At 44.2% G+C, this 24,281-nt stretch carries 21 protein-coding genes; 14 read left to right on the forward strand and 7 right to left on the reverse strand.

Annotated features, from left to right (window positions below; all coding sequences use genetic code 11):
• Positions 1-1,382 (reverse strand): retention module-containing protein (locus tag ORJ00_RS02910; RefSeq protein WP_306138942.1); only part of this gene is annotated, 1,382 nt, incomplete at its 3' end.
• Positions 1,383-1,568: 186 nt separating this feature from the next.
• On the opposite strand from ORJ00_RS02910, the gene ORJ00_RS02915 reads away from it, so the two are divergent.
• From ORJ00_RS02915 to ORJ00_RS02935, 5 genes are read left to right on the forward strand one after another with little or no spacing between them, the layout of a single operon-like run.
• Positions 1,569-3,437 carry a TolC family outer membrane protein gene (locus ORJ00_RS02915; RefSeq protein ID WP_306138943.1) on the forward strand — a complete coding sequence of 623 codons (1,869 nt, stop codon included), beginning with the start codon at positions 1,569-1,571 and terminating at the stop codon, positions 3,435-3,437.
• A 27-nt stretch (positions 3,438-3,464) separates the two neighbouring features.
• The gene (locus ORJ00_RS02920) at positions 3,465-5,600 is read left to right on the forward strand and encodes a type I secretion system permease/ATPase (protein WP_306126199.1); all 2,136 of its coding nucleotides are present in this window, start codon (positions 3,465-3,467) and stop codon (positions 5,598-5,600) included.
• Complete coding sequence (locus ORJ00_RS02925) at positions 5,600-6,916, forward strand: HlyD family type I secretion periplasmic adaptor subunit (RefSeq protein WP_027672042.1); 1,317 nt, start codon at positions 5,600-5,602, stop codon at positions 6,914-6,916. Before ORJ00_RS02920 ends, ORJ00_RS02925 begins: the two co-directional genes overlap by 1 nt.
• Before the next feature lie 7 nt (positions 6,917-6,923).
• Positions 6,924-7,511, forward strand: a complete 588-nt coding sequence (locus ORJ00_RS02930) for a response regulator transcription factor (protein WP_169338561.1) — start codon at positions 6,924-6,926, stop codon at positions 7,509-7,511.
• Between the two features lie 13 nt (positions 7,512-7,524).
• Positions 7,525-7,887, forward strand: a complete 363-nt coding sequence (locus ORJ00_RS02935) for a hypothetical protein (protein ID WP_027672041.1) — start codon at positions 7,525-7,527, stop codon at positions 7,885-7,887.
• 21 nt (positions 7,888-7,908) lie between these two features.
• On the opposite strand, the gene ORJ00_RS02940 is transcribed toward ORJ00_RS02935, so the two are convergent.
• The 3 genes from ORJ00_RS02940 to fabB form a co-directional block, all read right to left on the reverse strand.
• The gene (locus ORJ00_RS02940; RefSeq protein ID WP_306138944.1) at positions 7,909-9,807 is read right to left on the reverse strand and encodes a bifunctional diguanylate cyclase/phosphodiesterase; all 1,899 of its coding nucleotides are present in this window, start codon (positions 9,805-9,807) and stop codon (positions 7,909-7,911) included.
• A 31-nt stretch (positions 9,808-9,838) separates the two neighbouring features.
• The gene (locus tag ORJ00_RS02945; protein WP_306138945.1) at positions 9,839-10,534 is read right to left on the reverse strand and encodes a transglutaminase-like cysteine peptidase; all 696 of its coding nucleotides are present in this window, start codon (positions 10,532-10,534) and stop codon (positions 9,839-9,841) included.
• 161 nt (positions 10,535-10,695) lie between these two features.
• Entirely contained in the window at positions 10,696-11,910 is a 1,215-nt protein-coding gene (fabB, locus tag ORJ00_RS02950; RefSeq protein WP_027672038.1) for a beta-ketoacyl-ACP synthase I, read from the reverse strand.
• 175 nt (positions 11,911-12,085) lie between these two features.
• Between fabB and mnmC the strand changes: the two genes are divergently transcribed.
• The 4 genes from mnmC (at position 12,086) to ORJ00_RS02970 (ending at position 15,406) form a co-directional block, all read left to right on the forward strand.
• Positions 12,086-13,933: a bifunctional tRNA (5-methylaminomethyl-2-thiouridine)(34)-methyltransferase MnmC2/FAD-dependent 5-carboxymethylaminomethyl-2-thiouridine(34) oxidoreductase MnmC1 gene (gene mnmC / locus ORJ00_RS02955; RefSeq protein ID WP_306138946.1), complete on the forward strand. Its 1,848-nt coding sequence runs from the start codon at positions 12,086-12,088 to the stop codon at positions 13,931-13,933.
• 22 nt (positions 13,934-13,955) lie between these two features.
• The gene (locus ORJ00_RS02960) at positions 13,956-14,597 is read left to right on the forward strand and encodes an Hpt domain-containing response regulator (protein ID WP_306138947.1); all 642 of its coding nucleotides are present in this window, start codon (positions 13,956-13,958) and stop codon (positions 14,595-14,597) included.
• A complete protein-coding gene (locus tag ORJ00_RS02965) occupies positions 14,584-15,009 on the forward strand; it encodes a response regulator (RefSeq protein ID WP_305976428.1) in 426 nt (141 codons plus the stop codon). The genes ORJ00_RS02960 and ORJ00_RS02965 overlap by 14 nt, the downstream gene beginning before the upstream one ends.
• 64 nt (positions 15,010-15,073) lie before the next feature.
• Entirely contained in the window at positions 15,074-15,406 is a 333-nt protein-coding gene (locus tag ORJ00_RS02970; RefSeq protein WP_306126193.1) for a hypothetical protein, read from the forward strand.
• 13 nt (positions 15,407-15,419) lie between these two features.
• Here ORJ00_RS02970 and ORJ00_RS02975 read toward each other — a convergent pair whose 3' ends face one another.
• A complete protein-coding gene (locus ORJ00_RS02975) occupies positions 15,420-16,283 on the reverse strand; it encodes a flagellar protein MotY (RefSeq protein WP_306126192.1) in 864 nt (287 codons plus the stop codon).
• Positions 16,284-16,420: 137 nt separating this feature from the next.
• On the opposite strand from ORJ00_RS02975, the gene rnt reads away from it, so the two are divergent.
• On the forward strand, positions 16,421-17,095 hold the full coding sequence (gene rnt, locus ORJ00_RS02980; RefSeq protein ID WP_027672032.1) for a ribonuclease T: 675 nt from the start codon (positions 16,421-16,423) through the stop codon (positions 17,093-17,095).
• A 62-nt stretch (positions 17,096-17,157) separates the two neighbouring features.
• Here the strand turns inward: rnt and ORJ00_RS02985 are convergent, their stop codons facing one another.
• Positions 17,158-17,499, reverse strand: coding sequence for a Grx4 family monothiol glutaredoxin (locus ORJ00_RS02985; RefSeq protein ID WP_027672031.1), 342 nt, complete (start codon positions 17,497-17,499; stop codon positions 17,158-17,160).
• A 238-nt stretch (positions 17,500-17,737) separates the two neighbouring features.
• Here ORJ00_RS02985 and sodB point away from each other — a divergent pair, with 238 nt between their 5' ends.
• From sodB to ORJ00_RS03005, 4 genes are all read left to right on the forward strand, one after another.
• Positions 17,738-18,322, forward strand: coding sequence for a superoxide dismutase [Fe] (gene sodB / locus ORJ00_RS02990; protein ID WP_027672030.1), 585 nt, complete (start codon positions 17,738-17,740; stop codon positions 18,320-18,322).
• 227 nt (positions 18,323-18,549) lie between these two features.
• Complete coding sequence (locus ORJ00_RS02995; RefSeq protein WP_027672029.1) at positions 18,550-20,472, forward strand: PrkA family serine protein kinase; 1,923 nt, start codon at positions 18,550-18,552, stop codon at positions 20,470-20,472.
• Positions 20,473-20,493: 21 nt separating this feature from the next.
• The gene (locus ORJ00_RS03000; RefSeq protein ID WP_306138949.1) at positions 20,494-21,762 is read left to right on the forward strand and encodes a YeaH/YhbH family protein; all 1,269 of its coding nucleotides are present in this window, start codon (positions 20,494-20,496) and stop codon (positions 21,760-21,762) included.
• Positions 21,763-21,789: 27 nt separating this feature from the next.
• Positions 21,790-23,316: a SpoVR family protein gene (locus ORJ00_RS03005; protein ID WP_306138951.1), complete on the forward strand. Its 1,527-nt coding sequence runs from the start codon at positions 21,790-21,792 to the stop codon at positions 23,314-23,316.
• Here the strand turns inward: ORJ00_RS03005 and ORJ00_RS03010 are convergent, their stop codons facing one another.
• The gene (locus ORJ00_RS03010; protein ID WP_305976424.1) at positions 23,317-24,279 is read right to left on the reverse strand and encodes a sensor domain-containing diguanylate cyclase; all 963 of its coding nucleotides are present in this window, start codon (positions 24,277-24,279) and stop codon (positions 23,317-23,319) included.
• Positions 24,280-24,281: the final 2 nt, after the last annotated feature.

Raw genomic sequence — 24,281 nt, forward strand, 5'->3', positions numbered from 1 at the left:
GTGCTATCAACTGTATTACCTAATGCATCACTTGAATTTACCACCACATCAAAGCTGGTATCTGCCGCTAAATCGCTACCGGCCACATCGACTGACCAGGTGCCATCGGCTTGTACGGTAGTGGTATAAGTAGTGCCATTGATCACCATCGTAACCACATCACCCGGGGCAATATCGCCGCCGACTGCAGAGCCAGTAACAGTAATTGTCGAACCCGCTTCAGTCGCATTTAAGATGTCATCGGCGGTAATGTTATCAATATTAACCGTACCCGCTTCGGCTTCAGTATCAACAGTGTGGGTTGAGGTACCGGTGCTATCAACTGTATTACCTAATGCATCACTTGAATTTACCACCACATCAAAGCTGGTATCTGCCGCTAAATCGCTACCGGCCACATCGACTGACCAGGTGCCATCGGCTTGTACGGTAGTGGTATAAGTAGTGCCATTGATCACCATCGTAACCACATCACCCGGGGCAATATCGCCGCCGACTGCAGAGCCAGTAACAGTAATTGTCGAACCCGCTTCAGTCGCATTTAAGATGTCATCGGCGGTAATGTTATCAATTAATACAGTACCAGCGTCAGCGGTCACATCTACGCCGTGCGTTGAAGTGACAGAGCTCGTCACACTGTCACCTATCAGATTTGTGGAGGTAACCACTACATCAAAACTCGGGCCAGCCGCTAAATCACTACCGGCCACATCAACTGACCAGGTACCATCTGCTTGAACGATGGTAGTGTAAGTAATACCGTTTATCACTATGGTAACAAAATCGCCAGGAGCAATATCACCACCTGTTGCGGTGCCGCTTACCGTGACTGTGCCAGCTGCCTCGCTAGCGTTAATAATATTATCTTCAGTAATGCTGTTAACCAGGATGTCTACCGGCTCATTTACTGGCTGTACTGCTCCGAACAGATCAGCATCTGCAGCTGGGCCTTCAGCAGCGGAAAACGAGCCTGGTAATAGTAAGCTTGGATCATTAGATTCAGCGATCCGCGTTAATCGAACAAAGCTATTACCACTATTTTCGCCTGTTCCGGCACCACCTGCGGCGGTGGCCTCTAATTCAGCAAGTAAGTCACCTTCTGCATCCAGTACAGCAAGAATATCATCTGCAGAAGTTACATTTACCGCGGAATCTGTAGCCGAAACATCAGCTTGCAGCCAACTATCGGAAATAACTATTTGTTGATTACTCGCGATGGAAACGGTTTCATTTAAATATGCCAACACCACTGCGCTGTCATCTGCGGTAATAATAATGTCGCCAGGCAGCAACGCATCACCTTGCTTCAGCACTCTTATTTCACCATTCACAGATTGAACTTTTACTGTACCTTCAACAACTTGAGCGATAATTTCTGACATAAATATAATCCATCCGTTTAGCATCTATGAACGTACTTTAAAGCATTGTCAGAGCTGATACTATTGGACCTGGGTACAGGTTTTAAAATGTTAACTTTATTAGCTAGCGTTGGTAGTCAACAGCATATGCTTTAATGTACAATTTATGTGCATCAGTATTTTGTAAAATATAAGGATTTAATTAAGGTGAAAGCAATATCTACCGCAAAGGGATTTAAGCAACTTATTCTATTCACATTAATAGTCATGTCGCCAGCGAGCTATTCTGCAGCTTCGGTGCAAGAAGCTACAAAGGTGGCTATAGAAAAAAATCCAGACGTACTTGCAAAGTGGTACGAGTTTTTAGCTTCTGGTGAAGATGTAAATGCAGCACGCGCAGGTTACAAGCCATCAATAAATGGCACTGTTGGTTACCAATATCAAAAACAAGACTATGGCTTAATCAGAGAATATGATGGAGCCTATGCTAGTTTATCGCTAACTCAGATGCTTTATGACGGAAGTCGCACTCGTTCAGAGGTAAATAGATTCTCTAATTTCCAATTAGTTGCCTATTTTAATCTGCTGGAAACTGCAGAAAATGTCGCACTTGAAGCATTTAGAGCTTATCAGGACGTGCTGGTACAGCGTAAGTTGGTGGCACTGGCCCAAGACAACTTAAATAAACATTTTGAAGTATATCGCCAGATAGAAAGCAGTGCCAAAGCAGGTGTTGCCAAGTTAGCGGATTTAGAACAAATAAGTGGCCGTGTGTCCTTAGCGCAAAGTAATCTGATCACCGAAACGTCAAATTTGCATGATGTCACCACCCGCTATCTAAGAGTTGTCGGCGAACTTCCAGCAACTGTGATGAATGATGTCGTAATACCTGATGCAATACCAAAATCCGTTACCGAGACTTTGCAACAAGCTTACAAGGGCAGCCCGTCGTATCATGCAGCACTGAGAAATATAAAAGCAGCAGAATATGCAGCTGAGGCGGAGAAATCTAATTTCAAACCCACTGTGAATTTGGTAGGCAGTTATGGCTTTCAAAATTATTCTGACATTGGAGTCAATACAGACCAGAGTGAAGCTCGTGTTGGTATTGAATTAAAATACAATTTTTATAATGGCGGCAGAAATTCAGCGACGCTGAAACGCGCTTATTCTGAAATCAATCTTGCAGAAGAATTAAGAGACAAAGCCTGTTTAGATATTCGCCAAACGATCCAAATATCTTATAACGACAGCAATAAACTTTTAGAACAACTGCCGTTGTTAAATCAACACAGAATGTCCTCTGACAAAGTGAGAACCGCCTATAAACAGCAGTTTGATATTGGCCAACGTTCTTTACTGGATGTATTAGATTCAGAGAATGAGTATTTTCAAGCGAGTAGAGCATATTTGTCAGCTAATTTTAGTTTTACTGTGGCCAATGCCAGAACATTAGCCGGAATGGGTACTTTACTAAATACCCTGGGTTTAACGTCTAATACCTGGCCATCGTTAGCAGAGCTGGGTGCAGACAAATTGAAGGTAGACCCAGCAACAGCCTGTCCTGCAATTGACGTATACAGTAGCTTGAAACTTACTAATGATGCGGATAATGACTCAGTACCAGATGAGGCTGATTATTGTCCTAACACGCCGGAAACGGATAAAGTGGATGCTAAAGGCTGCTCTGTATTTACAGAGAAAATGGTTAACTTCACTTTAAAAGTGAACTTTGCACATAACTCTAGCGAAGTTAGCCCGGCAAACCTGCCTAATATTGAGAATTTCGCCGCATTCTTACAAAGATACCCAAATACAAATACTGAAATTCAGGGGCATACCTCAGCTGAAGGAGCCGCTTGGTATAACAATACACTGTCTCAACAACGTGCAAATGCAATTAAAGACATCTTGGTATCAACATTTAATATTGATGCTGAGCGCATTACCGCTAAAGGCTATGGCTCAACTAAGCTGTTATCAACGGCCAATACTGATGAGGCACACAACTTAAACCGTCGAATTGAGGCCGTTGTGCGTGCGAAAGATGAGGCCATAGTACCTAGACAAAAATAATGATAGCTAGATGCAGGGATACGCTCATTGATACTAAATAACTCAAATACCGGTGGGCCGCTTTTTGAGGCCTTACTTTATATTTGTGAGTTTCATCATCACGCTGTAAGTCCGGCCGCTTTAATAAGCGGCCTGCCGCTACAAAATAATCAGCTTAGCCCTGCTGTGTTCAGCCGGGCGGCTGACAGAGCAAAGCTAGCGTCCAAAATACTACAACGCCCACTGACAGAGCTTAACTCAGCTCTGTTTCCAGCAATTTTACTGCTAAAAGACAACAAAGCCTGTTTAATTCATAATATTGATTACAAAACAAAACAAGCAGTTATTAGCTATCCCGAGCTAGCACAAAGTGTATCCACCATAACGCTCGATGACATTGATACGATGTATGCTGGCACTGTACTTTATGTTCGGCCGAAAACAGATGCGGAAGAGAAAACCAATCATTTTAAGCTAGCCGCTCACTTACATTGGTTCTGGGGTGTCATAAAACAAAACACCTCATTGTATCGGGACGTTTTACTTGCCGCCGTCCTGGTTAACCTGTTTGCCTTGTCAATGCCAATGTTTGTTATGAATGTCTATGACAGGGTAGTACCTAATTTAGCAACACATACATTATGGATATTGGCGTCAGGCATTACCTTAGTGTTGGTGGCTGACTTAGTATTGAAATTACTGCGCCATCACTTTGTCGATTTAGCCGCAAGTAAAACTGATGTCATGCTTTCATCGGCCATAATGGATAAAGTATTGTCGATGCAGCTAAAATACCGGCCGACATCTACGGGTTCTTTTGCTTCTATCGTACAATCGTTTGAATCGGTGAGAAGCTTTATTGGCTCTTTAACTATCGTTGCTCTAGCCGATTTACCTTTTGTTTTGTTGTATTGTATTGTTATCGCGCTTATAAGTTTACCTTTACTCGCCCCCATCGTCGTAGGTGCGATGATTTCACTGTTATTTGCCTACTTTGCGCAGAAAAAATTAAAGTTTTTATCTGACGAATCAGCAAAGTCTGTTGCCGAGCGTAACGCCACATTAATTGAAGCTATTGGCTCTTTAGAAGCCGCAAAATCCAGTAATGTAAAATCAGACATACAACACAATTGGGAGCAATTGTCATTAAGCTGTGCACATAACAGCGCCAAAATGCGCTCTGTGTCGGCATCCGTTAGCAATGTCACTGGGTTTATTCAACAGTTAGCCGGCGTAGCGGTAATTGTTACCGGCGTATACTTGCTAATAGATGGTAACCTGACGCAAGGCAGCTTAATTGCTGTGTTTTTATTGTCGTCGCGTGCGTTGGCACCGGTTAGCCAAGCAGCTGGATTATTGGCGCAGTTTCACTATGCGTCATCTGCATTTGATAACCTGAATGTGCTTATGGAATACCCCTCTGAGCAAGACGCGGCACGTAAAACCATTGATAAGCCGGTATTGCAAGGCAAGATAGAATTTAAGCGCGTGAGTTTCACCTATCCAGATAGCGATCTGCCCTCTTTACAAAATGTCAGCTTTAGCATTGAGCCGGGGGAACACGTTGCCATTTTAGGCCGTAATGGCTCTGGCAAATCAACCTTGGAAAAACTAATCTTAGGCCTGTATCAGCCCAATGAAGGCCAAGTGCTTTTAGACGGCATTGACATTAACCAACTCGATTTACATCAGGTAAGAAATAATGTTGGCTATGTGCCGCAAGACATCACACTTTTTCGCGGTTCATTGCGCTATAACATTGAACTTGCCGCACCGGCAAAGAGTGCTGAGCACTTTCTCAACATTTGCAACATCTCTGGGTTAAATCACTTAATCAGTCAACATCCCGCTGGTTTTGAAATGCAAGTTGGCGAGAAAGGACAAAATTTATCCGGTGGACAAAAGCAAATCGTGGCAATTGCACGCGCGTTATACAATGACCCGCCTATATTACTGCTGGACGAGCCTACAGCTGCACTGGATCACAGTAGTGAAGATGCATTCCGACGCCAATTAGGAGGCTATGCTAAAGGCAAGACATTGTTACTTATTACGCATCGAAGCCCACTGCTAACACTGGCGAACCGAATTATTGTTATTGATAATGGCAAAATCATTGCGGATGGCCCGAAAGACACCGTGATGGAAGCGTTGCGTCAAGGCAGAATTATGGGGACGACTTAATGAAAAACGCTTCGCAGAAATACTCAAAAGATTGGGTGAGCGAGGCAGAATGGGCTCGCATTGCTCAATCACCGTTATCTGCCAGACGTTTACTATATGCTATCGCACTGTGCGTTGTCGTACTGATAGTGTGGGCAGGCTTTGCGCCATTAGATGAAATAGCCAGAGGCGATGGTAAAGTTATTACTTCGCAACAATTACAAACCATACAATCTCTTGATGGTGGCCTGGTAACCGACATTGTTGTACGTGAAGGCCAAATTGTTGAAGCCGGTCAGGTGTTATTGAAAGTGGACTCTACTCGCTCTGCATCCAATCTAGCGGAAAATCAGACGCAGTATTACGCCCTTACCGCTGAAGTTGCACGGTTAATTGCACTAACCAATGAAACCAGCCCACAATTTCCTGACGAACTCGTAACTAAAGCGCCAGAGCGCTTGCAACATGAAATACAACTGTATCGAAATAGCCTTGCCGAACTTAACGAACAACTGGCCGTACACGCTGAACAACAGCAACAACGGCAACAGGAGCTAATAGAAGCGAAAGCAGCGTTGTTGCAATACAATCAAACCTTTGCGCTTACCAACCAAGAGTTAACTGTCACTAAGCCATTAAGAGCTTCGGGTGCGGTATCTGATATTGACATCTTACGGCTGGAGCGAGAAGTTGCGCGGGCAAAAGGCGAAGCTAGCCGTGCCGAAGCGAATGTTGCCAGAGCTGAATCTGCCTTGCAAGAAGCCCGAAATAAACTTAAAGAAATCAAGTTAACGGTACTAAACCGCTGGCGAAACCAATTGTCTGAGTCACGGGCTAAGCTTGCCGGGTTATCTGAAGTTCAAGCTGGGCTAGTTGACATGGTACAGCAAGCCGAAGTTAAATCACCTATTCGTGGCACTATCCAACGCTTGCATATCAACACCGTTGGCGGTGTATTAACGCCAGGAAGAGACATACTCGATATTGTACCACTGGATGACAAACTGCTGATTGAGGCCAGAATATCACCCAGAGACATTGCTTTTATTCAAATCGGGCAACCCGCAATGATCAGAATTAGCGCCTACGATTTCGCCATTTTTGGTGGCTTACAAGCAAGCGTAAGCCATATTAGTGCCGACACAGTTACTGATGAACAAGATAACACCTACTATGTGGTAAGGTTAAGCACCGCCAGCCAAAAGCTTGACGACAAGTTAAACATTCTACCGGGTATGACGGTTCAGGTTGATATTGTCACCGGCAAACGTACGGTATTGTCTTACTTGCTTAAACCCTTACTCAGAGCTAAAAGCAACGCGATGACAGAGAGATAATATGCAGATGGCGAATGTAGCAATTTATACTGCGCCGGGTTATACAGCATCTAGCTGGACTTCAGCTTTTGGGCAGCCACATGTAATAACCTATCCAGACGCGAATACCCATAACCTGCATTCTTGTGACGTCGTGCTAATTCATAGCGCCCGCCAGGATTGGCAGAGCCTGATAACTCAGCTAAACAGTACAAAGCATGTCATTGTTATTAGTCAGCAATTATCTTTAGCTGAACTTCAGCTTGCGCTTACTTTGGGTGCCAAAGGCTATTTGGATGCAGGCAGTAGCAGTGAACACTTTGTTCAGTCGGTAAGTTCGGTTAGAAATGGTGCGCTTTGGCTACCGGCTTCGTTACTCAACCAACTAAACCAGTTTTTTTCACAGATCATTCCGCAAAAAAATGACTGGGCGTCGTTTGAAAGTCGCCTGTCTAAAAGAGAATATGAAGTTGCCAGCCTTGCACGAAAAGGACTCAGCAATAAAGATATTGCGACAAGTTTGAATATTACTGAAAGAACGGTTAAACAGCATCTCACCGCTACGTTTGCTAAACTAGGCATTAAAGACCGCTTGCAATTGATATTGCTTCTTTAAAGGGTTTACCAGCATGTACGTTAAGCGCGCAAGTGACAACCAAATTATTGCCTTAAGCACTGTGCAAACGGATGAGTACAATGAGTATTTGTCAAACAATGACCCCGACTTACTGTCTTTTATGCAAAAAAATATTCCTGCCTACGAATTGGCTAACACAGAGCTAAGCCATAATAAAAAATTACAACATTCTGACGCAGAGCTAGCCCGCGTTCTTGAAGACCTGATAGAACTGCTTACAGCAAATGGCACGATAACTTTTACAGACCTGCCGATGGCTGCACAAATAAAGCTACTAAATCGGAAAACACTACGTCACAATATGAAAACGCTGGATCTGCTTAATGAAGAAGAAGATGACAGCTTAATGCCCTAAGTGTAGTTTTAAATGTACCGGTTACGAAATGCCCGGACCGGTAAGACCGTCAAATCCCAGCGCCAGCAGCCCATCGACATCCTTAGGGGATGTTACTCCCTCAGCAACTACTTTTAAACTTAGGGTGTGCGCCAGCTTAATTAACCCGGCCAAAAGCTGTGCTGTATCAGTCGACTTATAACGCAAAACGATTGCAGCATCTATTTTTAAATAATCAATACCGAGCTGCTCAATATCTTTAATCTCATTAATGGCGAAACCACATTTTTGCAACCCCACCTCTACTGATAACGCTTTTAAAGCCGAAACAAAGCTAATAAATAGAATCTGATGCTTAACAACCAGCGCCTCATCAAACTCCATTGATAAGCGTTTGCAGACGGCCTGAGGAACTGACTGTAATAACTTTAGTATTTCATAGTGTGCTGGCGCATTGGTAAAGGTAAGATCAGAGATATTTACGGCCAACTTCAATTCACTGTCGTCTTTCAGTTGCGACACAGCCCGTTTTACCATGGCGATATCCAGATGACTGATAAATTGATAACGTCTTGCCCAACCCAGGATCTGCCCTGCTGACACCCATTCTGCATTAATTTGCATTCTGAGCATTGCTTCATGATGCATTATTGTGCCATTGCGAAGCTGAACGGGATATAGCTGCGACATGATGTCATTGGAATGGATAGCCTGCTTCAAGGCTTTTAACCAGTCTGTGGCGTCTCCCAGGGCGTCATAACCCTGCGCCTGGTATAAAATTTTACTTTGTAACGGCGGTTTAGACTCGACATCAACTAGCATCGCATCTAACTGTGATAATGTTTGTTGCCGACTCGATACTGCATCCAGCGATATACCAACAACCAGAATGGGCGCGGTTGGATCTGCCGGCTCTAGTAAACAGGCCGTGTTTAGCAAAGTTATCAGTTGCTGACACAGTTCAGCCGTCGACTCTAATTGGTCAAATACAACAAAAAAATCGCTGCCGTTTAGTCGGCTGACTAAGCGCACGCCTTGATGTTGACGCATAGCATCTACCACTCGCTTTAACCAGACGTCAGTGTCTGAGCGCCCTAGCCTCAGGTTAATCGCCTGCAGGTCAATAACACGCAGCATAAAGACACAACAGGGTTCACTGCGCTCTTTATTGTTAAAGTAACCTTCTAACCAACTTGCGCAATATTCACGGTTAAACGCGCCGGTCACATTGTCGAGCTCATACTGCCGTTGTAAGCGATCGAGCTGTTTTTGCTCTTGCTCAAGCATGTAACGGACTCGGCCAGTTAATCGATTCATCGCTACTACCAGACGCTTCAATTCAAAAGTAGCAGGCTCATCAGTGGTAATGAACTGTCGGTTACCTAATGCTTCTGCATGGGTGACAACCTGATTAAGTGGCTTGCGTACCCGGTTCAATAATATACTTCCGACCAACCCGCAAAACATAGCAAGGATCACAAATCCGGTCGCTAAATCCTTCGTTATTTGCCACAAGGCGACCACACTGTAATCGGATTGACTTTCCAACTCGATAGTGCCAAAACGCTGCCAACTATCTTGGATCTGTGCTATGCCGGGTTTAATATCAAAATTAAGCAGTGCCACAAACCAGTTCGGAGCATCAACTTTCTGCGGCGTTAACGCAAACTCAACAAGAACATTTCCGCCAATGTCTTTTAATGCAATTCGACGATAATATCCGGTATCAAATTGGGCTGATAACATCAGCTCCATGGTAGTAAGATCTTTATCCATCTGCGAAAGTGTCAATGCCATCCCTGTAGCGTTATCAATGTTTTTTACTTGTAACTGCTCTGCCAAATAGTTTTTTGTCTGATAAGCGCTAATAAAAAAACTACTACCAAATGCTAAAAGCACAATAACGATAATCGCTATCCACAGCTGCTTGATGAGAGACATTACTTACCCCTTAACCCAATATCGCTGGGCATTACAATAAAATACCTTGTAGCTCCAATCGCTGTACAAGGTCACGCCACTTAGATAAACGCGCCGAAGCACTTTGTTTTGATTTTTGATTTCCGCTTCCCGCCCACAACCCGGTTGAATTGAAACTAAACACAGGGGTGAGATCAGTTCTCGCTGACGCGGGTAGAATAGTTTGAATTAAACTATCCAAAATGAGTGGTTCACTCGCACCATCAGGATAATACGCAAGCACCATATGTGCCTGACTAACACTACTATTTTCGCCCCCTATCCTTGCTCTAACATATACCAGGCGCAATTGTATGTCGGGGATACCTAAAGCACGCAAACTTACATAAGTAAATATGGCCCAGTCTTCGCAGTCACCTCTCTTTGATACAAGCATTTCCGCTGGGCTAGCCCAATAATCTTCAACATTAAATTGATTTATATCAGTGATATAACTAAAAGACTGATGTAAAAATTTGTTTACTACTTCAAGTTGATGCGTTGTCGTTAACGACGAGGTATCACGTAGCATTGCTTGCCAAGACGAGGACATGGATAAAGCGGTAGTGGAATGTTTTTCGACATAACGATCGAACAGACTAAAATCTATTGGAAGGGCTTTTTCGAGTGCAAAGAGTTGTTGAAATACAACCAGTAATGCGATACCGAAAAAAGGCAATGCAAATTTTTTAACCGCCCTTGATGGCATTTAGCATAAGCTCAGTACGCGTAGTTCTGGTTCAAGATAGTTGAAAACACCCTGTATCTCAACGAATTTATTCTTATAACGACTAACCTTAGCAAAAATCATTCTAAATATGGCCATCAAGAAGGATAGTAAGGGACTTCCCTTACTATCCTTCTAAACACTTAGCCGCGGTATTTCTGCATAACTAAGGTGGCATTAGTACCACCAAAACCGAAACTGTTAGACATCACGGTATTTAGCTCAGCAGATTTGGCTTGCGTCACAATATTTAACCCTGCAGCCGCTTCATCAAGTTCACCAATGTTAATTGATGGCGCAATAAAGCTGTGTTTCATCATCAGCAGTGAGTAAATGGCTTCATGCACACCCGCTGCACCCAAGGCATGACCTGTCATCGCCTTGGTGGCGCTGATAGCAGGTGACTTGCCAGCAAATACTTGCTGAATAGCACCTAACTCTTTAACGTCGCCAACCGGTGTGCTGGTACCATGAGTATTAACGTAATCCACTTCAGCAGTAACTCCGTGCATGGCCATTTGCATACAGCGCACAGCGCCCTCACCACTGGGTGCAACCATATCGAAACCGTCTGAAGTAGCACCGTAGCCAACCACTTCAGCATAAATCGTCGCGCCCCGAGCTAGAGCATGCTCTAACTCTTCTACCACGACCATGCCACCCCCACCACTGATAACAAAACCGTCGCGGTTTGCATCATAAGTACGTGAAGCAAGCTCAGGCGTGTCGTTGTATTTGGTTGACAATGCGCCCATAGCGTCAAATTCCATCGCCAGGGTCCAGTGAACTTCTTCACCGCCGCCGGCAAATACAACATCTTGCTTACCCAACTGGATCAATTCAACGGCATGACCGATACAGTGCGCGCTGGTAGCACACGCCGAGCTGATAGAATAATTCACACCTTTAATTTTGAATGGCGTAGCCAAACAGGCTGAACAGGTACTAGACATGGTTTTTGGCACCGCATAAGGGCCAACGCGCTTAACGCCTTTTTCGCGCAAAATATCTGCCGCTTCTACTTGCACTTTAGACGATGCACCACCTGAACCCGCAACCAGGCCGATACGTGGGTTTGAGATCTGCTCATCAGTAAAACCAGCATCTACCATGGCCTCTTGCATAGCAATATAAGCATAAGCGGCAGCATCACCCATAAAGCGCATCGCTTTACGATCAATATGTTCAGACGGCTCTAACTTGATATTGCCCCAGACCTGAGAACGAAGGCCCAGCTCTGCAAACTCTTCTGCACGCGTAATACCAGAACGACCTGCTTTTAACGATGCCAGAACTTCATCTTTGTTATTACCAATACTGGATACAATACCAATACCTGTGATTACCGCTCTTTTCATGCTTACTCCCAAGGGGCCGGTCAATTACCGGCAACTTTATAATGATACTGCGTGCTATTGTACGGACTTTGATTTAAAAAGTGGTCAGCTTTCAGCGCACACCTGTACTCTGTTTTCAATTCTGCGATAGCTTAGGGTAAACTACAAGCCGATTTTACTACTGAATTTGCCGTTTATGTCTGAGCTTAGCAATGCAAAAATACACTTTAATGACCAAGGAACGCCAGTAGCGTCTGACTTTGATGACGTTTATTTTTCGAATGATGGCGGTATAGCCGAAACAGATTATGTATTTTTGCAACAAAACGGTTTGCCGCAACGTTGGCCACAGCATCCTACTGCAGCATTTCATATTATTGAAACTGGCTTTGGCACCGGCGCCAACTTTCTTTTAACCTGGTTACGCTTTCGCCAGCACCGTCATACACACCCGCATGCACAATGTCAGCGTCTCTATTTTAGTAGTTTTGAAAAGTATCCCCTAAGCCACGCAGATTTAACGCGAGCTCTGGCCGTGCATGACACCTTTTCTGATTTGTGTCAGTTATTACTCGACGCCTATCCACTGTGTATTGCAGGCTGCCATCGCCTTAGTTTAGACAATGGCAGTGTCATACTGGATTTATGGTTTGGCGATGTTAATAGTCAGCTACCTCAGCTCACTTCTGAAGTTGATGCCGTTTATCTCGACGGATTTGCGCCCAGTAAAAACCCGGACATGTGGCAAGATACTTTGTTTTCGAATTTGGCCAGGCTCAGCAAAAATACGACTACCGTGTCAACCTTTACATCAGCCGGGATAGTGAAACGGGGTTTGCAAGCAGCCGGTTTTACGGTCACTAAAATCAAAGGATTTGGCCGAAAAAGGGAAATGCTAACAGCAACAATTATCGCAGACACAAATCTTGAGTACTCGTCCCCTAAAGACGTCACTATCGTTGGTGGCGGCATTGCCTCTCTTTGTACGGCGTTGGCGTTAACACAGCGTGGCGTTAACGTGCACTTAATTTGCGAGGATAGCGAGGTCGCACAACAGGCATCTCAAAACCGCCAAGGTGCAGTTTATCCGAATTTGCACGCTAATCTTACCGATGATAGTCAGATCCATGTTCAGGCGTTTCTGTTTGCACGCCGGTTTTATCAATATTGGCACAACGCCGGGGTAAATTTTGCAATGGACTGGTGCGGTATGCTGCATTTGGCAACCAATTCACAACTTAAACTGCGCCAGGAGAAGTTAATTGCTAATGCACTTTGGCCTGCTGAGATAGTGAGAGCGGTAGACGCCAGTGCTGCTTCAGAAATTGCGGGTCTGCCACTACAACAAGCGGGTATCTATTTTCCACTTGCAGGTTGGCTAAATCCTCAGCAATTTTGCCAACAAGCGTTAACGTATTTAGCTTTGCAGCCCACGTTTACCTTTAGTGCACAATGCCATATAGATAAATTGGAATATGATGGCGAAGCATGGCAGTTATGTACAACTAACGGCAACTTTACCGCGTCCGCTGTTGTGCTGGCATGTGGTAGTAAAATGGCTGATTTTGAACAAACCGCCATGCTACCTGTAAACAAGATACGAGGCCAAGTAAGCCACATAAAGCAACCAGCAATGACACCACTAAAAACGGTACTTTGCCATAAAGGGTATATTACGCCGCAATGGCAGGGAGAGCATTCTATTGGTGCCACCTTTGATCGCTCAGCGACAGATGCTTTTGTCAGCGAACAAGATGACCAAATAAATATGCAGCTGATAAATGACCAGTTGCAACAACCGGACTGGTTTTTAAACCCAGAGGTAAAAAGCGCAGCCGCAGCATTCAGAGCCACTGTTCCTGATCACTTACCACTGGCTGGCGCTTTACAAGCAAATCAGTTATATGTTTTAGGTGCAATGGGTGCACGCGGTATTCTGTTATCACCGTTATTGGCAGAACTCGTTGCTTGCCAAATATGTAAAGACCCTTTACCGTTAGCGCAAGAGCTTGTGAACAGAATTAGGGCTGACAGGTTTCGCTAGCTCAAATTTAGTGGGAGTTTAAATGTCGTCTAGAAAGCACATTCTTATCGCTGAAGATGATGACTTTATGCGCAGTTTATTATCATCACAGTGCGCAGGCCTTGGCTTGACAGTTCATAGTGTTGAGAACGGCGAGCAAGCGATTACCGAAGCATTAAGTTATCAATATGACATCGTGCTTACCGATATTCAAATGCCGCTCTGTGACGGCACTACTGTGATGCGTATACTGAGACAGCTAGGCTACGATAGACCTATTATTGCTATGTCAGCCGATGAAATACCGACTGAGGGCTTTGATTTAATATTATCCAAGCCATTTGATGCAGCCATGCTAGCGGAAGTGATACAACGAACGGCGCCGCAAAAATCGGTTCCATTATTAATAGATGACGAACTCACCAATTTATTTTATCAAAATCTCTCACAACTTCGCCAAACATTCGAAGATGCACTAAAGCACAGTGAGCGCGAGGTAATGCGCCAGGTTTGCCATAAAATAAAGGGGGGCGCCGCCAGTTTTGGAGAAACAACACTGGCAGAGTTGGCTGGCTCACTTCAAATGCAGTTGTTTTCTGATGTTGCATTAGATGAATTACTGAACAACTGTAATCGCTTTCTTGATGCGCTAAGCCAGACAGGGAAACACGATGTTAGAACCTAAAATTTTGTTAGTGGATGACGTTGACTACTCAAGGCAACTGCTACGAAATAACATTATCGCTTTAGCAAACGAGAAATTACTGCACCATAACACCTTTATTTTTTTTAACGCTAACTGTGCCAGTTCTGCTCAAGCGCTGTTTGCTTTGCATCAACCCGATATTGTATTCCTTGATATTGACTTACCTGATGGTTCCGGCATTGACGTGTTAAAAAAGTTTAAAATTTCCCACCCACAATGCTTTATTGCCATGGTAAGCGGAGAAAGTACTTTGGTAAACGTTAAGCAGTGCATTGAGGCTGGTGCAGCAACGTTTATTGCTAAACCCTTTACCGGTGACAAAATACAGGCTGCGCTGAGATTATTTGAAAAGCGTTTAAAGCAAAATGTTAACTCTCTCAATACGCATTGAACTGAGCACAACACATTAAACTTTGGTAAGGTAACAACAATATAACTTAAGTTGAGGAAAAAACATGCGTTTGGTCATTTTACTCAGTATGGCATTGGCTCTTAGCAGTGTGAGTCAACGTGCTGATGCAGAGAGCTTTTATCAGATCCCGGTTCCTGCAGACGCCCGAGAGTTTGCCAGATTAGACAAAAAGTTACCTGCTGTACTGAGTTTTTATACTCACCAAACGGAAAGTGAGTTACGCGATTTTTACCTTCAGCAACTGGGTGACCCTTCTGATGAGCAAATGCAATATGGCCGCATTCAGTTATATTTTGTCGTTAATGGTAAACAGGCGCGCGTTATTATCTCTAGCCGCGAAGAATGGCGCCAGGTTGATATTATGATACAAAACTAGCACGGCTAACGACCTAGGGTTTAGTTAACTGCAATACCACCCTGCGGTTCTTTTTACGCTCCAGCGCCGTATCATTCGGCGCAATGTGTCGCCGTTCACCAAACCCTTCAACCTGCACTCTATCAGCGCTTAACCCAGCATCGACAAAAAAGCTTTTTACTTTCTCTGCCCGTTTTACTGACAATTGCTCGTTCATCCAACGCCCACCGTAGCTGTCGGTGTACCCTTGAATTTCAACAACATCAATCTCATTATCGTACTTCAGGTATTCAGCAATTTGCGCCAACCTACGCTGAGACTCCCGGGTTAGCTGGTCACCACCACTCTCGTAGCTCAACACCGTAAACGCAATGTCATCAAATCCGTAAGGCAGTAACTTTGCAATACATTGATTAAATAAATGGTACGGCTGAGGAAACTGCACTGGATTTATCGCAGCCACCACGTTGTCAAAAGGGCTGTACCAGTCTTTAAAATAAAACGTTGGGCTAAAACCATGTTCAAGTTCTGACAATAACGTCCATGCCACTTTTTTCGGAAGTTCACCATTGAACTGCTTTAACAATTGCATACTGGCAACCGCTTTAGCTGGCTCCCCCGGACGCCAACTTGGGGGAAGCGACATGACCTCAGCCAAACCATAATTATCGGGTAAACGCAGCATTTGCAATTCGAAATCTAAATTAAGTCCTTTACTGGCGACACTGCGAAACACAGCCTGACCAAAGCGGGGAATTTCATGCTGCAACTGACATGCCACCGGCGAACTTTGACTAAGCTGCCACGTTGACTGTTCTATTGCGGCAGAATATTGACGCAACTGCGGCTGAGCCATAACCGACGCGCTTAACAATAGGGTGCTAATAGCAAATAACATTCGCATTTCCCAGTTTCTCACTATAGTTGGTACACAAAACATAAATCACAATAATTACTAAGCAAACACTATGCCGCAACAAGACGGTAGCACTATTTTTTGGCATAATAGTCGCTGATTTATAAAATGGCGATGTTATGACACAACCCAGCACCCAACTTGCTCAGCGTTTTCGAGGGTATTACCCAGTAGTTATAGACGTGGAAACAGCTGGCTTTAATGCCAAAACCGATGCGCTATTGGAAATAGCAGCTACCTTGCTGGATATGGACGATAACGGCAATTTAGTGCCGCTACAAACATTGCACTTTCACGTCGAACCTTTTGAAGGCGCTAATCTGGATGCCAGCTCATTGGCGTTTAACGGTATAGATCCATTTAACCCGTTGCGAGGAGCGGTGCCAGAACGCGAAGCCATCACCGAAATTTGTAAAGCGGTGCGAAAAGCGCAAAAAGATGCAGGTTGCCAACGTAGTGTTATCGTGGCACATAACGCGGCCTTTGATCAGGGCTTTTTTAATGCCGCAATAGAACGGTTAAATTTTAAGCGCTCTCCGTTTCATGCCTTTGTTTCATTTGATACGACCAGTCTTTCAGCCTTGGCACTTGGACAAACCGTGTTAGCCAAAGCGTGTCAAACTGCGGGTATAGAGTTCAATAATAAAGAGGCCCATAGTGCCCTGTATGATACCGAACGCACAGCCGAACTATTCTGTCATATCGTCAATAACTGGAAAAAACTGGGTGGTTGGCCCTTAGCAGCTATGTCACACGACGACGCTGATGATTCTGCAGAGGCTGTATCTGCGTAAGCGATACACCTGTCGTTCAAAAGAAAAGGCGGTGATAACCGCCTTTTCTATTTAATCCGCATTTACTCTGCCGGTGTATCGGTTTTATGTTTCGCCGCAGCATCTTTAATTAAAGGCTGCAGTTCAGTGCGTTGGAACATTTCCAATATGATATCGCAACCGCCGATTAGCTCACCTTCTACCCACAATTGCGGAAACGTTGGCCAGTTGGCGTACTTGGGTAACTCTGCACGAATATCAGGGTTTTGCAAAATATCGACATAAGCAAATTGCTCACCACATGCGATCAACGCTTGTGATGCCTGTGCAGAAAAGCCACAACTTGGAAACTTCGGCGAGCCTTTCATAAATAACAAAATAGGATTGTCAGCAATTTGCTGTTTAATTTTATCTAGCGTTTCCATTAACACCTCACAACATAAGCATTTTCAGATTGGCAGACATTTTACGCTTTTCTGCAGTCATAGGCACTTGAGATTTACAAAAAAAACCCCACCTCTAATGCAGTAACGTTTAATGCTGATCAGCATAAACATCAAAACATGATCAGCCAAATCCACTACTGTAAAACTTGAGTATTTTAGTCAGGTTTTGTAGTCTACGCCATGCAGACAACATAAACAACGCCAACGGAGAACAACAATGGCCTTTGAATTACCAGCATTACCTTACGCAAAAGACGCATTAGCACCACACATTTCTGCCGAGACGCTGGAATACCACTACGGCAAACATCACAACACCTATGTCGTGAAGTTAAACGGTTTAGTTGAAGGCACTCCTTTCGCAGGCAAATCGCTGGAAGAAGTCGTTCGCACCTCTGAAGGCGGCATGTTCAATAACGCCGCGCAGGTATGGAACCATACTTTTTACTGGCACTGCTTATCACCAAATGGTGGCGGCGAGCCAACAGGCAAATTAGCTGACGCTATCAATGCAAAATGGGGTTCTTTCGCTGCGTTTAAGACAGCCTTCAATGACAAAGCAGTGAACAACTTCGGTTCAAGCTGGACTTGGTTAGTAAAAACTGCTGACGGCAGCCTGGATATCGTCAATACCAGCAACGCAGCAACACCGTTAACCGATACCAGCCTTACACCTGTTATGACAGTCGATTTGTGGGAACATGCTTACTATATTGATTACCGCAATGCCCGTCCTACCTATTTAGACGCCTTCTGGGCATTAGTTAATTGGTCTTTCGCGAACGAAAACTTCGCTAAGTAACCGACGCTAACGATTAGAAACCCGGCATTTGCCGGGTTTTTTGTTAATGGTTCTTTACACCTTAATTCGCCACATCTGCAAATCTGTTTACCTTTCTATCCGTATAGTAAAACAAAGTTGTCGCTATTTCTGTCAATTAGTTAGGCGGGAACTGGCTTTACTGTCTAACCTTAATATATCAGCTTAGCCGCAACCCTTTCCCGATGTTTATAAAGCTGGAGGTGCATATGAGTATTTTCGAGCACTACAAATCACGCTATGAAGCAGCGAAAGAAGAAGAGTATACCATTCAGGAGTTTTTAGCCCTCTCCAAACAAGACAAGAGCTGCTACGCCAGTGCTGCAGAACGTTTGCTGCTTGCCATTGGCCAACCTGAACTGATTGATACCGCGCAAGACCCTAAACTTAGCAGGTTGTTTTCCAATCGTGTTATCAGCCGCTACCCTGCGTTTGCTGACTTTTACGGTATGGAAGACGCCATAGAACAAATCGTTTCCTACCTAAAACATTCTGCGCAAGGGTTGGAAGAACGCAAACAAATTTTGTATTTACTAGGCCCTGTTGGCGGTGGTAAGTCTTCCTTGGCAGAAAAGCTCAAGCATTTAATGCAGCAAATTCCCATTTATTACTTAAAAGGTTCACCGGTGTTTGATCATCCGCTATGCCTGTTTGATGTAAATGAAGACGGTAATATTTTGCAGCAGGAATATGGCATCCCCAAACGGTACCTGAGAAATATTATGTCGCCATGGGCGAGTAAACGGCTACACGAATACAACGGCGATATCAGCCAGTTTAAAGTCGTTAAAAAATATCCATCCATTCTTGACCAACTGGCTATTGCTAAAACAGAACCGGGTGATGATAACAATCAGGATATTGCGTCCTTGGTTGGGAAAGTAGATATTCGCAAGCTCGAACATTTTGCGCAAAATGACCCTGATGCATATAGCTACTCGGGCGCACTTTGCCGCGCCAACCAGGGCCTGATGGAGTTTGTAGAAATGTTTAAAGCGCCAATTAAGGTGCTACACCCGCTACTCACCGCTACTCAAGAAGGTAATTATAACGGTACCGAAGGCTTGGCAGCACTGCCGTTTGACGGCATTATTTTAGCGCATAGCAATGAGTCGGAGTGGCAAACGTTTCGCAATAATAAAAACAATGAAGCTTTTCTCGACCGGGTATACATTGTTAAAGTGCCCTATTGCCTGCGGGTAAGTGAAGAAATGCGTATTTATCAAAAACTATTGGAGCATAGTGAGCTAAATACCGCGCCTTGCGCTCCAGGAACTCTAATATCACTGGCACAGTTTGCTGTACTATCTCGCTTAAAAAACCCTGATAACTCCAGCCTATACTCCAAAATGCGGGTATATGATGGCGAAAGCCTGAAAGATACCGATCCCAAAGCAAAATCTTATCAGGAGTACCGCGATTATGCCGGTGTAGATGAAGGTATGACCGGCTTGTCTACACGTTTTGCCTTCAAAATTTTATCACGGGTATTTAACTTTGATAGTACAGAAGTCGCCGCAAACCCGGTGCATCTTTTCTATGTATTAGAACAGCAAATTGAACGTGAACAGTTTCAGGCCGATGTGTCTGAGCGCTACCTGGAGTTTTTAAAAGGTTACTTAATTCCTAAATACATCGAGTTTATCGGCAAAGAGATCCAAACGGCCTATTTAGAGTCTTACTCAGAGTATGGGCAAAATATATTCGATCGCTATGTGATCTATGCCGATTTTTGGATCCAGGATCAGGAATACCGGGACCCGGAAACCGGACAATTGTTTGACCGTTCAGCACTAAATGCTGAACTGGAAAAAATTGAAAAACCCGCAGGTATAAGTAATCCGAAAGATTTCCGCAACGAGATTGTCAATTTTGTACTGCGGGCTAAGGCCAAAAATAATGGAAAAAACCCTAGCTGGACCAGCTATGAAAAGTTGCGTACTGTCATAGAGAAGAAAATGTTCTCCAGTACCGAAGAGCTACTGCCCGTCATTTCATTTAATGCCAAAACCTCAACCGACGATCAGAAGAAGCATGACGACTTCGTCAATAGGATGATGGAAAAAGGCTATACCCGTAAGCAGGTAAGGTTGCTGTCAGAGTGGTATCTGCGTGTTCGTAAATCACAATAACGCAGTTTAGCCGGAGGTAGTATGGCGCACTTTATTGACAGACGGTTAAACGGTAAGAATAAAAGCGCGGTCAATCGCCAGCGCTTTATTCGCCGTTATAAGCAGCAAATAAAAAAAGCGGTGTCTGATGCGATTAGTCAGCGCAGCGTAACAGATATCAGTAGCGGTGAAAGCGTTACTATACCCAGCAAAGATATCAGTGAACCTTTTTTTCATCAAGGCAAAGGGGGGCGCCGGCAAATCGTTCACCCTGGGAATGATCAATTTAGCGAAGGTGACAGGATAAAGCGGCCACAAGGTGGCGGTGGCTCAGGGGGTGGTCAGGGTGACGCAAGCTCGGATGGCGAAGGCTCAGACGACTTCGTGTTTTCAATTTCTAAAGAAGAATATCTGGATTTACTGTTTGAAGATCTTGAGTTACCCAACCTGAAAAAAAACCAGCTAGATAAACTGATACTGTATAAAAACGTCCGTGCTGGTTACCGCTCTGAAGGCGTGCCCAGCAATATTGACATTGTACGGTCGTTGCGTGGCTCGCTGGCAAGGCGTGTAGCAATGACGGCGGACAAGAAAGCCAAATTACGCGATTTAGAGCAGAAACTCGCCGATATGGACAATGAACCGGACCCGGATCAACAGCTTATGCGATTACTGCAAGAGGAAATCAGCACGTTAAAACAACGGATTGCAGGGGTCCCCTTCATTGACAGTTTTGATTTACGTTTTCGAAACTTTCAAAAACGACCAGAGCCGACGAGTAAAGCCGTGATGTTTTGTTTGATGGACGTGTCAGGTTCAATGGATCAAGCCACAAAAGATATGGCCAAGCGGTTTTACATTCTACTGTATTTGTTTCTCAGTCGCAGTTATAAGAATGTCGAAGTGGTTTACATCCGCCACCATACTCAGGCGAAAGAAGTTGATGAACATGAGTTTTTTTACTCTCAGGAAACTGGCGGCACTATTGTTTCAAGTGCGATAAAACTTATGTACGACATTGTGCAGGAACGCTACAACCCGGTTGAGTGGAATATTTACGCGGCGCAGGCATCCGACGGTGACAATTGGACTGACGACAGCGCCCCCTGCGCCGAGTTACTAGCCAATAAGCTTTTACCGCTGCTTAGGTATTATGCGTACATTGAAATCACGCCAAGAGCGCATCAAAGTTTATGGCAGGAGTATGAAAAACTACTACCCGGTTTCGACAACTTTGCCATAGAGCACATCAAAGAAATAAGCAACATTTATCCGGTATTTCGCGAGTTATTCAAGAAGCAGGCGGCGTAAAGCGTCCTGAATCGAGAGAGGTTTAACATGGCCAAAGCTAAAACTAAAGCGACAGCGTGTTTATCTGATGGTCCAGACTGGACCTTCGATCTACTTGACGCCTACCATCAAGAAATTTTACGTGTTGCGGCCTACTATCGGCTCGATACCTACCCCAATCAAATAGAAGTCATTACCGCTGAACAAATGATGGATGCCTATTCAAGTGTCGGCATGCCGCTGGGTTACCATCATTGGTCGTATGGTAAAAAGTTTATCCAAACCGAGCAAAATTACAGACGCGGCTATATGGGTTTGGCCTATGAAATCGTTATAAACTCAAATCCCTGTATTGCTTATTTAATGGAAGAAAACACCATTACCATGCAGGCACTAGTAATGGCGCACGCCTGTTATGGCCACAATTCTTTCTTTAAAAATAACTACTTATTTAAGACATGGACGGATGCAGGCTCTATTATTGATTATCTGGTGTTTGCCAAAAACTATATTAATGACTGTGAAGAAAAATACGGCATAAGCGATGTTGAAGATACGCTGGATTCGTGCCATGCATTAATTAATTACGGCGTCGACCGCTACAAAAGGCCACAAAAAATATCACTGGATGAAGAGCAAAAACGCCAGCATGAACGCGAGCATTACTTACAATCGCAGGTTAATGATTTGTGGCGAACCATTCCGGTAAAAGCAACAGACACTACTCAGCATGTAACGCGTTTCCCATCTGAACCGCAAGAAAACCTGTTATATTTTATCGAGAAAAATGCCCCCCTGCTAAAACCCTGGCAAAGAGAAATTGTGCGGATTGTGCGTAAAATTTCACAGTATTTTTACCCACAAAAACAAACACAGGTAATGAACGAGGGGTGGGCAACATTCTGGCACTATACTATTTTGCAGCATTTGTACGATGAGGGAAAAGTTAGTGACCGCTTTATGCTTGAGGTACTACACAGCCACACCAACGTGGTTGCACAACCAGAGTACAACAGCAAATATTACTCGGGTATTAACCCCTATGCTCTGGGATTCGCCATGTTCACAGATCTTCGACGCATCTGCGAACATCCTACAACAGAAGACAAAGAATGGTTACCTGACGTGGCAGGCAGCAACTGGCTTGAAACACTCCACTTCGCGATGCAAAATTTTAAAGATGAAAGCTTCATTAGCCAGTACTTATCACCAAAAGTCATCCGCGACTTTCATCTTTTTGCGATAGTCGACGACGACGAAGCGGGCAGTCTGGAGGTAGCTGCAATCCATAATGCTGAGGGCTATCAACGCATTCGACAGATGTTGTCCCAACAATACAACTTAAGCCAGATTGAACCGAATATTCAAATTCATAATGTCGACATAAGTGGCGATCGTTCGCTGACACTAAGATACATCCCACAAAACCGGATCCCGTTAGCAAACAGTCAGGAACAGGTGTTGAAGCACCTGCACCGGCTGTGGGGATTTACTGTTTATTTGGAGCAACAAAATGAAGATGGTTCGGCAGACCTGTTATATAGCTGTCCCGCAGCAGACGAAAAACCAACCTAATTATTCGGGTTGGTAACTCGTTACCTGATTTCGTCCATTCGCTTTTGACATATACAGACCTTTATCAGATGCCTCTATCCACTGCCTGTGTTCTGACATATCAGCATTAAACTCGGCCAAGCCAAGGCTAAGGGTTACTTTAAGCGCTTTATCATTATAGTTAATGGTTAAGGATTCTACCGACTGTCTTAACCGTTCGGCTAAAATTGCTGCCTGTTCAATGGGCGTATCAACCAATAAGATAGCGTATTCTTCGCCACCATAACGCCCGGCGATATCGGTAGTACGCAAGTTTTTCCGCACGGCATCGGCAATAGATTGAATAACGACATCGCCTGCAGCATGACCATAAGTATCATTAATACGTTTAAAATGATCTATATCGCACATCAACAAGGTACTTTTATGCGGATAGCGCTTTAGTCGTTTAAACTCGCGCATCAGATTCTCTTCCCAGTGTCCACGGTTAAAGAGTTGAGTTAAGAAATCCGTTTTAGTTAACTGCTTCAGCCTGCCATTCATAGACTCAAGCTCAATTCGGCTAACAGCAACATCAGTAACATCGTAAATAATAAAACACAGATGTGTTACTTTGCCCCGAGCATCGGAAAGTGGAAATATGGTGCTGTTTTGATACATGTATTCGGCACTGCCGGTGATTGGCCGATAATTACGGAATTTAAAAATGTAAGGCCTTTGCTCCCAAATTGTGAAAGCGCGGTTTTTCAACAAAATAACCGGATCACATTTGCGTCGTAACCAATCTTCGTCAATTTCGGAAAACAAATCAAATAGGTAACGATCACGAACTTGCCGCGGTGTTAAACCGCTGTGATTTTCCATAAAGCCATTCCAGACCTGAATGCGATAATCACAATTAAGCACAACCAGTCCTACATCTACTGTCTGGAACATATCCATCAGCCAATGTACTTCTGATACATCTACCTGCGCTTGCGACATCC

The organism is Rheinheimera baltica (assembly GCF_030731985.1).
In the GTDB taxonomy this organism is placed as follows: Bacteria; Pseudomonadota; Gammaproteobacteria; order Enterobacterales; family Alteromonadaceae; genus Alishewanella; species Alishewanella baltica.